The sequence below is a fragment of the Marinobacterium arenosum genome, from assembly GCF_019795155.1.
Taxonomy (GTDB): Bacteria; Pseudomonadota; Gammaproteobacteria; order Pseudomonadales; family Balneatricaceae; genus Marinobacterium_C; species Marinobacterium_C arenosum.
Window position 1 is genome coordinate 1 of sequence record NZ_JAILYN010000045.1, and the last position, 13,171, is coordinate 13,171.

Sequence of the window (13,171 nt, forward strand, 5' to 3'; positions counted from 1 at the left end):
GATTTGCCAAGATCGATAGCCAGTGTCTTAACTTGCATGAGATGGACCCCTCTCTTTCGGTTTGGGTGACCTTCTCAGCGTAGGCGCGCTGAGAGGGAGGGTGGGTCCATCCCATTTCCTACTGGGGAGGGTTGCTTGGTGCCGGCTGCTCCTCGCGCATCACGCAGTAGATCCGGAAACCGTACACGGTCAGCAGGGTATGCAGCAGGCCGAACAGGATGTTCAGTGGCAGCGCGGTCCAGAGGCTGTTGCCGAACAGCTGATCCAACAGCAGCTCCAGCAGGATCTCGCTGCCGCTGAGAGCGACGAACAGTACCGCCAACCCCTTCAGCAACGTCCAGAAGTAGTCCTCGGTCTGCTGCCAGCTCTGGCGCAGCGACGCCATCGAGCCCTGGCGTTCCAGCACGCAGATATAGTCGGCGAAGCCGAGCCGGATCAGCAGGAAGATGCCGGGCACGATAAACAACATGAAGCCGCCGAACGCCGCCAGACCGGTCAGCATGTAGACCAGCAGCAGCGAGCGCCAGCGGGTCAGCGCCCGGCCCAGCGCGTTCAGCGGGCTCAATGGCTGGTTGTCGACCACCGAGCCCAGATAGGCGATGGTGGCGCCCCAGTACAGTGGGATCAGCAGGAAGTTGGCGATCGCCATCGCCGCCAGCATCTGCTGTTGCTGCGGGCTGCCCGGTTCCATGTCGCTGGCCGACAGGGTGCCGAACAGGTTGATCAGCAGCAGGAACGGCAGCTGGATACGGGCGATGACGTTCAGGTGGCCGCGGAAAAAGAACAGGCTTTGGCGTATGTACTCGGTAATCATGGTCACAACGGTTCAGGGTTATCGAGGCTGGGACAGTCGAACCAGCTTGAAGTTTCCGCTATCCAGCAGGGTTTCGACCTGTCCGAACAGCGGTGCTGCCTTGCGCTCCAGCGGGATATGCTGGTTGACCACGAAGCAGGCGATACCGTGCCGGCTGAGGCGGTCGTGGGCGGCCTGCAGGAAACGGTCGGTCAGGTCGCCTTCGACGCTGAAGCCGGCGTGGAACGGCGGGTTGCAGAGGATCAGCTCGTAACGTCCGTCGATCCGGTCGGCACAGTCGGCGGCGATCACCTCGCCGTCGATGGCGTAGCGCGCAAAATTCGCCTTGCAGCTGGTCAGCGCCGCGGCGTTGTTATCGGTGGCGGTGACCGGTGCGCCGAGCCGGCTGGCATGCAGGGCCAGGTAGCCGTAGCCGCAGCCTAGGTCCAAGATACGTTCGGGCGCGCCGGGCAGGGCTTCGAGAAACTGCGGCAGCTGTTCGATCAGCAGGGCGCTGCCCTTGTCGAGCTTGTTCCAGCCATACTGGCCCGGCTTGCTGCTGAAGCTGAACCGGTCGTCGGCCAGGCATTCGCGCAGCTGGCGGTAATCCTGGTCGTCCAGTTCCGGGCCGGCCGGCTCGTCGGGCCGGGTCAGGGTCGCCAACCAGTAATCCTTGCTGGCCTTTTCGGCATCGCAGTCGCCGTGGAACAGCTTGCCGGCCTTGTCGATATAGCTCTTGATCCCTTCGCCCTTGGCGCCGGCCAGCAGCAGCTGGCCACCGGGTTTCAGCAGCCGGTAGGCCTCATTGATAATGTGGTGAACGACCGGTTTCTCCTTGGATACCCGGTAGATCAGCCGGTCGATGCTGCCGTCTGCGATCCCGCTGAGGTCGAAATCGCTGAACTCACTGCGCCAGCCGGCTTGCTGCAGTTGGTGGGCCAGGTCGAAGCGGTTGCTGATCGCCAGTACCGCCGGATTCACCGTCAGGCGGGCGCCAAGCAGGTTTTCGTCGGCGATCCACAGGCTGTTGCCATCGGTACGTTGCAGGGTGGGACGCAGCAGTTCGAAAGCCGGGTCGCTCATCAGATTCCCTTCACCTCGTCCTCGGTCAGCAGGCGGTACTCGCCCGGTTCCAGCTCCTCGTCCAGGCTGATGGTGCCGATCTGCTCGCGGTGCAGGCGCTGTACATGGTTGCCGAGCGCGGCGAACATCCGCTTCACCTGGTGGTAGCGGCCCTCCTGCAGGGTCAGCAGTGCTTCGTTCTCGGCAACGATCTCCAGCTCGGCCGGCAGCGTCGGCTTGTCCTCGCCGTTGAGCATCACCCCTTCGGCGAAACGCGCGACCGCCTCGGCCGGAATCGGATCGCTGGTCCAGACCCGGTAGCGTTTGCCGGTCTTGTGGCGCGGCGAGGTGACCCGGTGGGCCCACTTGCCGTCGTTGGTGATCAGCACCAGCCCGGTGGTGTCCACGTCGAGCCGGCCGCAGATATGCATCTCGTCGGCCCGCGGCAGGTCGATCAGGCTGAGTACCGTCGGATAGCTGCCGTCGCTGTTTGCGCAGACGAAGTCGACCGGCTTGTTCAGCATGAGATAGCGGGCGCCGGGCGCCTCCACCGGGAAGCCGTCCAGGTAGATGTCATCCTGCTCGCTGACCTTCAGGCCGGCGTTGCGCACCGGTTGCTCGTTGAGGGTGATCTTGCCGGCATGCAGCAGCCGGTGAATCTCCTTGCGGGACAGGCCGGTGCTGTGGGAGAGGTATTTATCGAGTCGCATGGCATCCTGACTGTTCTGGTCCGCCGGCGTGACTCGCCGGATGGCCTAGGCTTAGTGTAACGAGCCATTATACCCGAATGAAGACGCGAACGGTTTGCGTTAATATAGCCGCCGCACCGCCAGCCCGGCTGGTGTCATCCCTAACCCGATTGGACAGTAGCCAACCCGTGAAACTCTTTGTCGAAAACCTGACCAACGTTGATTTCTCCTACCTCCATCCGCAGCGCGGCCTGCTGGGCGAGTCCTGGCTGGTACAGCTTGAGCTGGACGGCAGTCTTAACGAGGAGGGGATGATCTGTGACTTCGGCATCGTCAAGAAACGGGTCAAGCAGTGGTTCGATACCACGATCGACCATGCCCTGGTGGTGCCGACCGGCATGCCGCGGCTGAGCATCCAGCAGGCCGACGGCTACACCCGGGTGGACTGGCTTTACGCCGACGGTCTGCCGTTCCACTGCCGCGCGCCTGAGCAGGCGATCGCCCTGGTTGGCGTGCCGGAGATCAACGAACATACTCTGGCCAGTTGGTGCCGCGAACAGCTGCTGGCACTGTTCCCCGAACAGGTGAAGGGGCTGTCGCTGAGTTTCGTGCCGGAGCGGATCGACGGTGCTTTCTACCACTACAGCCATGGCCTGGAGAAGCACGACGGCAACTGCCAACGGATTGCCCACGGCCACCGTTCGAAGATCGAGATCTACCTGGACGACCAGCGCGACGAGGCGCTGGAGGCCCGGTGGGCGGACACTCTGCGTGATATCTATATCGGCACCGAAGCGCACCTGGACGGCGATATCGGCGAACTGCACCACTACGCCTACCGGGCGCCGCAGGGCGAGTTCGAACTGAGCCTGCCGGCCCGTTGCTGCTACCTGATGGATACTGAAACCACCGTCGAACTGATCGCCAGTCACCTGGCCGGGCGGATCAAGCAGCAGCACCCTGACGCCCAGGTGCTGGTACGGGCATTCGAAGGGGTCGGCAAGGGCGCCATTGCGACGGCATAAGCGGTGTCGGGCCAGGCCCACCATAACCTGCTTGCATAACCGGTAGTGCAGCCATAAAAAAACCGCAGCGAAAGCTGCGGTTTTTTGTTTCGGCTGTCCGAGTCGACGCTTAGTCGCGCTCGATCGCCAGCGCGGTACCCATGCCGCCGCCGATGCACAGCGTGGCCAGGCCTTTCTTGGCGTCACGCTTGATCATCTCGTGAATCAGGGTCACCAGGACACGGCAGCCGGAGGCGCCGATCGGGTGGCCCAGCGCGATTGCGCCGCCGTTGACGTTGACGATATCGGTGTTCCAGCCCAGTTCCTTGTTGACCGACATCGCCTGGGCGGCGAAGGCTTCGTTGGCTTCGACCAGCTCCAGCTCGTCGATCGACCAGCCGGCTTTCTGCAGCGCCTTGGTGGTGGCGCAGATCGGGCCGGTGCCCATGATCGCCGGATCGACACCGGCAGAGGCGTAACCCTTGATGCGGGCCAGCGGCGTCAGGCCCAGCTCGGCGGCTTTCTCGGCGGAGCAGAGGATCACCGCGGCGGCGCCGTCGTTGAGGGTGGAAGCGTTACCGGCGGTGACGGTGCCGTCCTTCTTGAACGCCGGGCGCAATTTGCCGAGCGCCTCGGCGGTCACGCCGAAGCGCGGCTGTTCGTCGGTGTCGAACACGATCGGGTCACCCTTGCGCTGCGGGATGCTGACCGGGATGATCTCATCCTGGAAGCGACCGGAGGTCACCGCGGCTTCGGCCTTGTTCTGGGACGCGGCAGCGAAGGCGTCCTGTTCCTCGCGGCTGAAGCCGTACTTGTCGACGATATTCTCGGTGGTGATACCCATGTGGTAGTCGTTGAACGCGTCCCACAGGCCGTCCTTGATCATGGTGTCGACCATCTTCCAGTCGCCCATGCGGGCGCCGTTACGGGAGTTCGGCAGCACGTGCGGCGACAGGCTCATGTTCTCCTGGCCGCCGGCGACGACAACGTCGGCGTCGCCGCAGCGGATCGCCTGGGTCGCCAACTGCAGTGCCTTCAGGCCGGAGCCGCACACCTTGTTGATGGTCATCGCCGGAACTTCCTGCGGGATGCCGGCGTGGATCATCGCCTGGCGAGCCGGGTTCTGGCCGGTACCGGCGGTCAGCACCTGGCCGAGGATCACCTCGTCGACCTGGGCCGGGTCCAGCGAAACCTTTTCCAGCAGGGACTTGATTACCGTCGCACCCAGGTCGGAAGCCTGGATGGAGGACAGGGAGCCGTTAAATGCGCCGATAGCGGTACGACCGGCTGCGACAATTACGACATCACGCATGTTGAGCCTCTTTTCCATTTGTCGGATTGATTCATGGGCAGTTTACGACGGTCAGATGAACGTGCGGTTGCAGAGCCTCTCTGGTACGGCGCCTGCGTGCCCGGTATTGTTGTTATATTGCGGTGCAGCAAAAATGTCAGTCTGCGGACCGGCCACGCCCTTGTCAAGCAGGTGACGGCTCTGTGTCAGCCGGCGGACCAACTCAGCTAGGTTAGCAGCGCTATCTGAAAGGGGCCAGCACGACCAATGGTGTAACCATCGTTGTCGGATGAAAGCGGCGGCGGGGCGGTGGGAAGGGCGGAGCAGTGCAGGGAGACCGGGGTCTCCCTGAGGTGTCGGTTGTCGCTCAGAGATCGATAACGATATTGTCGATCAGCCGGGCGCGGCCCAGGTAGGCGGCGGCCAGGATAACCAGCTGGTCATCGCCGGCGTTGGCTGCATGCAGGTCCTGGCGGCGGCAGACGCTGAAATAATCGCGCTTGAAACCAACCGCTTCCAGCTGCTGCTGAGCCTTTTCCTGTACCGCTGCGAAGTCGCGTTGGCCGGCTTCGATCGCCGCTTTGGCATCCTGCAGGGCCTGCTGCAGCGCCGGGGCGACCTCCATCTCTTCGGCGGTCAGGTAGCCATTGCGGGAGCTCAGTGCCAGGCCGCGTTCGTCGCGGGCGATCGGCGCGCCCTGGATCTCCACCGGCAGGAACAGGTCCTCGGTCATCCGGCGGATCACCAGCAGCTGCTGGAAATCCTTCTCGCCGAACACCGCCAGGTCGGGCCGGACGATGCCGAACAGCTTGCAGACCACGGTAGTGACGCCGCGAAAGTGGCCCGGTCGGCTGGCGCCGCAGTACATGTTGGAGATCTCCGGCACCTCGACCTCGGTCTGGTGCTCGCGGCCGTTGGGGTACATCTCCTCATCGCTGGGCGCGAACAGGTAGTGGCAGCCGGCTTCAATCAGCTGTTGCTTGTCTTCGGCCAGGGTGCGCGGGTATTTCTCCAGGTCTTCGCCGGCGCCGAACTGCAGCGGGTTGACGAAGATCGAGGCGACTACGATATCGGCGTTGGCGGCCGCCTGGCGGACCAGCTGCAGGTGCCCTTCGTGCAGGTTGCCCATGGTCGGCACCAGGCCGATCCGTTTGCCGGCGGCGCGCTCCTGTTGCAACGTCTCACGCAGTTCTGCAATGGTGTGGAAGGTTTTCATGATGCTATCCAATCAGGGCTGAAGCAGCCGCGTTAGCGGCCCTGCCGGCCCGTTCAGGGCGCGCGGCAGGGCCGTTCAAAAACTGGCGCGGGATTATACCGGTATCTGCTGCAAGGTGCCCATAGGGCATTGGGCTAATAGCCGTTGCAGATCGCTGCCGTCCGGCAGCCGCAGTTGCGGAGCGATCTCGGCCAGCGGCCAGAGTACGAAGCTGCGCTCCTTCATGAAGGCGTGTGGCACTGTCAGCCGTTCGCTGGCGATGATCTGATCGCCGTACAGCAGCAGGTCGAGGTCCAGGGTGCGTGGCCCCCAGTGGATCTTGCGCACCCGCTGGTGGGCCTGTTCGATCGCCTGCAGCTGGTCGAGCAGGGCGTACGGCTCCAGTGCACTGTCCAGGCAGGCGACCGCGTTGATGTAGTCCGGCTGACCCGGCGGGCCGACCGGATCAGAACGGTACAGGCTGGAGGCGGTAACCAATTGGCTCTGTGGAATCTGTTCGAGTTCCTGCAGGGCGCGGCTGACCTGCCCGCGCGGATCTTCCAGGTTACTGCCCAAGCCGATATAGCAGCGGATCATGTCAGTCCTGCTGTTCCGGGTTTGACTGGCTGCCGCTGTTGCTGCGCTTGCGGGACGGCCGCCGGCGACGGCGCGGCTTACGCTTGGGCTCGTCATCATCGGTGTGCTGTTGCAGGCTGTCGCGGTCGACCGAGTTGGCGTTCTGGAAATCGGTCCACCACTGGCTCAGGCCGCCAAGATCCTCGCCGCTGTTTTCACGCAGCAGCAACAGGTCGTAGGCGGCGCGGAAACGCGGGTGTTCCATCAGCCGTTCGGCGCGGTTGCCCTGGCGGCGCGGCAGGCGCAGTTGCAGCTCCCAGATTTCGCGGATCGGTGTGGAGAAGCGGCGCGGAATGGCGGTGGAGCGAACCTGCTGGCCAATCACCTCGTTGGCGGCTTCGTGCAGCGCCTGCAGTGGCGGCATTCGGTTCTGCTTCAACAGTTGATCCATCCGCTGCTGCATCGGGTACCAGAGCAGTGCGGCATAGAGGAATGCCGGGGTGACGCTCTTGCGCTGGCGGATGCGACGGTCGGTATTGCGCAGCGCGTTCAGCAGCAGCTCTTCGACCGGGTAGTTGCCGGGGTTGCGAATCGAAGCGGCGGCCTGCGGGAACAGCTGGCCGAACAGGTTGTGCTGCTGCATCAGCCGGTAGACCCGTTCGGCGTGGCCGGACTGGAACAGTTTCAGTGATTCGTCGAACAACCGGGCCGGAGCGATGTCGCGCAGTAGCGGGGCCAGTTCATCGATAGGTGCGGCGGTGGCCGGCTCGATATCGAACTCCAGCTTGGCGGCGAAGCGTACCGCCCGCAGCATCCGCACCGGATCTTCGCGATAGCGCTCCTCCGGATCACCGATCATGCGGATCACCTTATCCTTGATGTCCTGGTAGCCGTTGGCGAAGTCGACCACGCTGTGGTTGGCCAGGTCGTAGTAGAGCGCGTTGACGGTGAAGTCGCGTCGCAGCGCATCCTCTTCCAGCGTACCGTAGACGTTATCGCGCAGGATCAAGCCGCTTTCGGACTGGCGGCCGTGATCGCCGCCCTCGTTGGCCGGATGAGTATCGTGACCGGCTCGGAAGGTGGCCACTTCAATGACCTCGCGGCCAAAGCGGACATGCAGCAGCTTGAAGCGGCGGCCGATCAGTCGCGATCGGCGGAACAGTTCATGGGCCATCTCCGGGTGGGCACCGGTAGCGACGTCGAAATCCTTCGGTCGCTGGCCGGTCAATAGGTCGCGGATACAGCCGCCCACCAGATAGGCTTCATGACCATCATCGAGCAGTCGGTAGACGACCTTGTTGGCGTTCTCATCCAGCCGGCGACGGTCAATACCGTGCTCCGCTTCCGGGATGACCACCTTGCCGTGCGGGCGTGTTTCGCCGCCGAAGGCTTGGTCGGCGCTCTGTCCGTCGGTAAGCGGAGCCTTGCGCTTGAAGAACCGTCCAGCGATGTTCGAAAGGAATTTCATATGACTGTTGTTAAGAATCCAGGCCAGTTTAGAAAGTCGCGCATCATATCATTGTTGCCGATTCAGTATAAGGGACGGGCGCTGGAGCGGCGACAGGAGCGGGCTTGGCGGCAGCTGGAAGCGGAAAATCTGTTGAGTGATAACTCGGGGGAGGGATGGAAGCTGATCGCAACTCAGAAAACAACACGAGCTTTAGCTTGTTGTTGTTGGATCTAAGAGCGCCGATTCGGGACGTTGTATCTGCCCTGCGATCAGCCGTCGAAGCCCCATTGTTATTTTTATTCGAGGCACTGGGCCCAACTGCTCACGACCTATTTTTATTTTTATTGATGGTTGCGGCGTTAAGCGTGTTTTTGTTGTTGTACTAAATATAATGCGAGCGCTGTGCCAGTTTTTTTAAGTTATTGTTATTAAATGAAAAATAATTTTTTGGTATGATCTGGACAACGTTTTGTTGCGGCTTTGTTACCTTTCGTTTCGGTCGGTTGGGTAGTGAGGTAACACTTGGGGCGCGGCAAAGTGTTACCTGTAGAAAGTGTGGGGATATGCGGGGGTAACCGTTACTTGCGGGGTTTGCGCGGGATGCCCAGTTTCTGGCGTCGTTCCCACAGACACTTGCGGCTGACGCCGAGCTTCTTGGCCAGCTCGGTTTCGCTCATCTGGTCCTGGTTCTCCAGCACGAAACGCTGGAAGTAGTCATCCAGCGACAGGCCGGTCTGGCCGCTGGTTGCCGTGTCCGGCTCGCCCTCGTCGGTAGTCTCCCCACCGCTGCTGTCGGCGGCGGTCCCCCCGTGCTGAACCGCATAGCGCTTTTCGATGTCGGCCAGGGTGTCCGGTTCCAGGTCGAGGCCGAGCAGCTCCGGGCTGATCTGGTCGTCATCGGCCAGGATCACCGCCCGCTCGATGGCGTTTTCCAGTTCGCGGACATTGCCCGGCCAGCGGTAGCGGCGCATTACGTCAAGCGAGGCCGGGCTGAACTTCAGCGACTCGCGGCCCAGTCGGCGACAGCTGCGCGCCAGCAGTCGGCTGGCGATCTCGATGATATCGTCGCTGCGCTCGCGCAGTGGCGGCATGCGCAGCTCCATCACGTAGAGCCGGTAGTAGAGGTCTTCGCGGAACTCGCCCTGCTTGGCCAGCTGCTTCAGGTTGCGGTGGGTGGCGGCGATAAGCCGCACGTCGACCTGCTTGGGCTGTACCGAGCCGACCCGGCGGATCTCGCCCTCCTGCAGGAAGCGCAGCAGGCGGGCCTGGGCTTCCAGCGGCAGTTCGCCGATCTCGTCGAGGAACAGGGTGCCGCCGTCGGCGGCTTCGATCAGGCCGCTGCGGCCGCTGGTGGCGCCGGTAAAGGCGCCTTTCTCATGGCCGAACAATTCGGATTCGATCAGGGTTTCCGGGATCGCCGCGCAGTTCACCGAGATCATCGGCGAATGGGCGCGGGCGCTCTGCTCGTGGATGGCGCGGGCGGCCAGCTCCTTGCCGGTGCCGGATTCACCCTGGATCAGTACCGTGGCGTCGGTGCGAGCCACCTTTTCGATGCGCCGGAACAGCTCCTGCATCGGCTGGCAGCTGCCGATGATTTCGGTCTTGCCGTTGTTGGCCTGGTTGTCGGACAGTTCCTGCACCGAGGCGGCAGTCTGGCGGTGCGACAGGATGTTCTGCACCGAGTTGAGCATCTCGTCGTGATCGAACGGCTTGGCAATGTAGTCGACCGCGCCCAGTTTCATCGCATCGACCGCCGAGCGCAGGCTGGCGTAACTGGTCATGATCAGCACCGGCACGCTGCCGGCCTTGTTGATCAGGTCGGTACCGGGTGCGCCGGGCAGCCGCAGGTCACTGATGATCAGGTTGAACTGGTCCAGCTTGTACTGCTGTTCGGCCTCGTCGACCGAGCCGGCGTCGGCGACCTGGTAGTCGTTCTTTTCCAGCAGCTTGCGCAATGCGGAACGGATGATCGGTTCGTCTTCAACAATCAGAATCTGGCTCATTGACCTTCACCATACTCACTACGGGCGGTGTCACTACCGGCTGCCGGCATATCGCACGGCAGGGTAATTACGACTTGAGTGCCTTTATTCTGCTTGTTGTTGGCGGGACTGATAATTTCAATATTACCATAATGTTCCTCGACGATATTGTACACCAGTGCCAAACCCAGTCCGGTGCCCTTGCCGGGTTCCTTGGTGGTGAAGAACGGCTCGAACAGCTGTTTCTGCAGTTCCGGCGGAATGCCGCTGCCCTCGTCGGTTACCGTGACGATCACCGCTTCCTCCTCCAGCCAGGCGTCGATCCAGATCCGGCCATTCAGTTCCGAGGCGTCGCTGGCATTGTTGAGCAGGTTGACGAACACCTGCAGCAGCTGCTGCGGGTTGCCGGACACCCGGATCTCCGGCGGTACCTCGTTGAGGTAGTGCTGCTGCTTGCCGCGGGTATCCAGTGAGATCAGCTGGATCGCCTCGGCGACGCACTCGAACAGGCTGACCGGCTGGTGCTCACGGGTCGGTTCCTGGCGACCGGCATGGGCGAAACGCACCAGCGAGTCGACGATCCGGCCGATCCGTTTGGTCTGGCCGACGATCTGGTCGCCGGTCTCCAGGATATCGGGATTGTCGGTCTCCAGCTTCAGGTTCTGTGCCAGGCAGGCGATGCCGGTTACCGGGTTGCCAATCTCGTGGGCCACGCCGGCGGCGAAGCGGCCGATCGACGCCAGTCGCTCGCTGTGTGCCATGGTCTGCTGCATCAGGTGGTCTTCGGTTTCGTCCTCCATCAGGATCACCATACCGCTGTCCGGCTTGTTGCTCAGCCGGGCTTTATGCAGCCCGTACCAGCGGTGGCTGCCGGCCCGCTCCAGACAGTGGCTGGGCAGATGGCCCTCCGGTTGCTGGATGAACTCGCTGAGCAGTTCTCCCCAGGGGGCGGGGAGGGCGTCGAGCCGGGTGCCGACGCAGTCGTCGGCGTCCAGTTCGGTGTAACGCTCCATCTCGGCGTTCCACAACAACACCTGGCTGTCGCCGTCCAGCGTGCAGACGCCGATCGGCAGTTTCTGCAGGGTCAGCTTGTGGTAGCGACGCAGCTTGTCCAGTTCCGCCGCCAGGCCGGTCACCTGCTCCTGGTAGTTTTCCAGCTGGGTCTCCAGCAGATGCACGTTGCGCGCCTTGAAGCCGACCGCCGGGCCCTTGCGGCTGAGCGGTTCCAGCATCGAGGCGGCCTCGACCGGACCGAGCAGGCCGGACAAATTATGTTCCAGCTGGCTGCGCAGGCGCAGCAGGTCGATCGGTCGCAGATGCTGATCGCTCAGGGCCAGCATCTCGGCCGCCAGGCGTACCTCCCGGCGGGCGGCGTCGGCACCGAGCCGGGGCGACAGCAGGCTGACGAAATCCTCCGGCCGACTGGCTTGCAGCGGGTCGGTATTCGGCTGTTGCAGGGCGTTGACCAGGCAGGCTTCGGCGGAGCGCTGCTCCTCCGGGCTGCTCGGCGTCAGCAGCGAGATGCAGATCATCACCACCGCATTGAGCAGCAGCGACATCATCGCGGTCTGGTCCCAGTGGGTGGCGGCCAGCTGGAACGGCATGCTCTGGCCTGCTTCATGGAACAGCGGCAGCAGCATGGTCAGCAACCAGCTGCTCATGCCGACCAGCAGGCCGATGATCACCCCCCAGCGGTTGGCGCGGGCCCAGTACAGGGTGGCCAGCAGCGCCGGCAGGAACTGCAGGAACGCAAACACGGTGATGATGCCGAGCGGCTGCAGATCGGAGTCGCTGGCGATCAACCGGTAGAACAGGTAGCTGGCCAGCACCAGGGTGACGATCAGGGTACGCCGCAGCCAGAGCAGCCAGGCATAGAAGCGGGTGGTGTCGGGCAGCGGGATCAGTGGCAGGATCAGGTGGTTTTGCAGCATCGAGGCCATTGATACGGTGGCGACGATCAGGATCCCGCTGGCGGCGGACAGGCCGCCGATAAAGGCCAGCACCGTCAGCCATTCGGAGCCCAGCTGCATGCCCAGGTAGAACATTACGTGGTGCGCTTCGCCACCGACCCCCAGCGCCTGGCCGGCCCACAGGATCACCGGCACGCCCAGTGCCATCAGCAGCAGGAACAGCGGCATCCCCCAGGAGGCCTTGTAGAGGGTTTCGTCGGAGGCGTTTTCGGTGAACAGCATGTGGAACATGTGCGGCATCACCACCGCGGAGGCGAAGAACGCCAATACCAGCGAACGCCACAGGCCGCTGTCGACGTTCTGGAACAGGTCTTTGCCGGCATCCGGGTTGGCGATCAGCCAGGCTTGCAGCCCTTCCGTGCCGCCCAGCACCACGAACAGCGCATAGAGTCCGATCAGCAGAATCGCCACCAGCTTGATCAGCGACTCCACCGCCATCGCCACCACCAGGCCGGGGTGCTGGGTGCGCAGGGCGGCGTGGCGGGCGCCGAACAGGATCGCGAACAGCGCGATCACGCCGCAGAAACCGAAGGCGATCTGATCGGCGTTGAAGTCGCCATTGATCAGGTGCAGGGCGTCTGCCACCGCGCCGATCTGGATCGACAGCAGCGGCAGGGTGGCCAGCACGGTCAGCAGGCTGGTAAGGGTGCCCAGCGCGCCGCTGCGGAAGCGGAATGCGAACAGGTCGGCCAGCGAACTGAGCTGGTAGGTGCGGGTGATCCGCAGGATCGGTATCAGCAGCGCCGGCGCCAGGGCAAAGGCCGCGGCTGCGCCGGCGTAGGAGACCAGGAAGGTGTAGCCGCCCTCTTCGGCCAGGCCGAAGGCGCCGTAGAAGGACCAGACACTGGCGTACACGCCGATCGACAACACATGGGTGAGCGGGTGGCGAACCAGGCGCGATGGGATCCAGCCACGCTCGGTCAGGTAGGCGGCGCCGAACAGGAACAGCAGATAGGCGATCCCGATCAGTACAAGTTCTGGCAGGCTAAACATCGTCACGGCGCCTCATATCGAGCAGTAAAAGAAACAGCACCAGTGCCAGCCAGGCGACGAACGGCTGGAACCAGGGTTCCGGATGGCTCTGCCACCAGTCGACCACCATCGGCAGCATCAGGTAGACGGCGGGGATCAGCAACAGCAGTAGGCGATGCAGGTACAT

At 63.2% G+C, this 13,171-nt stretch carries 11 protein-coding genes; 1 reads left to right on the forward strand and 10 read right to left on the reverse strand.

The features are described 5' to 3' along the window. Positions 1-118: 118 nt before the first annotated feature. From K6T12_RS16920 to rsuA, 3 genes are read right to left on the reverse strand one after another with little or no spacing between them, the layout of a single operon-like run. A complete protein-coding gene (locus K6T12_RS16920; protein WP_255611845.1) occupies positions 119-814 on the reverse strand; it encodes a YciC family protein in 696 nt (231 codons plus the stop codon). An 18-nt stretch (positions 815-832) separates the two neighbouring features. Next, positions 833-1,876: a methyltransferase gene (locus tag K6T12_RS16925; RefSeq protein WP_222224056.1), complete on the reverse strand. Its 1,044-nt coding sequence runs from the start codon at positions 1,874-1,876 to the stop codon at positions 833-835. Beyond that, on the reverse strand, positions 1,876-2,565 hold the full coding sequence (gene rsuA / locus K6T12_RS16930) for a 16S rRNA pseudouridine(516) synthase RsuA (RefSeq protein ID WP_222224057.1): 690 nt from the start codon (positions 2,563-2,565) through the stop codon (positions 1,876-1,878). Before rsuA ends, K6T12_RS16925 begins: the two co-directional genes overlap by 1 nt. Before the next feature lie 167 nt (positions 2,566-2,732). On the opposite strand from rsuA, the gene K6T12_RS16935 reads away from it, so the two are divergent. Then, complete coding sequence (locus K6T12_RS16935; protein ID WP_222224058.1) at positions 2,733-3,569, forward strand: 6-carboxytetrahydropterin synthase; 837 nt, start codon at positions 2,733-2,735, stop codon at positions 3,567-3,569. A gap of 109 nt (positions 3,570-3,678) precedes the next feature. Here K6T12_RS16935 and K6T12_RS16940 read toward each other — a convergent pair whose 3' ends face one another. The 7 genes from K6T12_RS16940 to K6T12_RS16970 all read right to left on the reverse strand — a co-directional run bounded on the left by K6T12_RS16940 (position 3,679) and on the right by K6T12_RS16970 (position 13,171). Continuing rightward, the gene (locus tag K6T12_RS16940; RefSeq protein WP_222224059.1) at positions 3,679-4,860 is read right to left on the reverse strand and encodes an acetyl-CoA C-acetyltransferase; all 1,182 of its coding nucleotides are present in this window, start codon (positions 4,858-4,860) and stop codon (positions 3,679-3,681) included. 346 nt (positions 4,861-5,206) lie between these two features. Then, a complete protein-coding gene (gene panC, locus K6T12_RS16945) occupies positions 5,207-6,055 on the reverse strand; it encodes a pantoate--beta-alanine ligase (protein WP_222224060.1) in 849 nt (282 codons plus the stop codon). A 93-nt stretch (positions 6,056-6,148) separates the two neighbouring features. Then, positions 6,149-6,631: a 2-amino-4-hydroxy-6-hydroxymethyldihydropteridine diphosphokinase gene (gene folK, locus K6T12_RS16950; protein ID WP_222224061.1), complete on the reverse strand. Its 483-nt coding sequence runs from the start codon at positions 6,629-6,631 to the stop codon at positions 6,149-6,151. A 1-nt stretch (position 6,632) separates the two neighbouring features. Beyond that, on the reverse strand, positions 6,633-8,078 hold the full coding sequence (gene pcnB / locus K6T12_RS16955; RefSeq protein ID WP_222224062.1) for a polynucleotide adenylyltransferase PcnB: 1,446 nt from the start codon (positions 8,076-8,078) through the stop codon (positions 6,633-6,635). A 560-nt stretch (positions 8,079-8,638) separates the two neighbouring features. Next, a complete protein-coding gene (locus K6T12_RS16960; RefSeq protein ID WP_222224063.1) occupies positions 8,639-10,063 on the reverse strand; it encodes a sigma-54-dependent transcriptional regulator in 1,425 nt (474 codons plus the stop codon). Beyond that, positions 10,060-13,005, reverse strand: coding sequence for a sensor histidine kinase (locus K6T12_RS16965; protein ID WP_222224064.1), 2,946 nt, complete (start codon positions 13,003-13,005; stop codon positions 10,060-10,062). The genes K6T12_RS16960 and K6T12_RS16965 overlap by 4 nt, the downstream gene beginning before the upstream one ends. Then, complete coding sequence (locus K6T12_RS16970; protein ID WP_222224065.1) at positions 12,998-13,171, reverse strand: hypothetical protein; 174 nt, start codon at positions 13,169-13,171, stop codon at positions 12,998-13,000. The genes K6T12_RS16965 and K6T12_RS16970 overlap by 8 nt, the downstream gene beginning before the upstream one ends.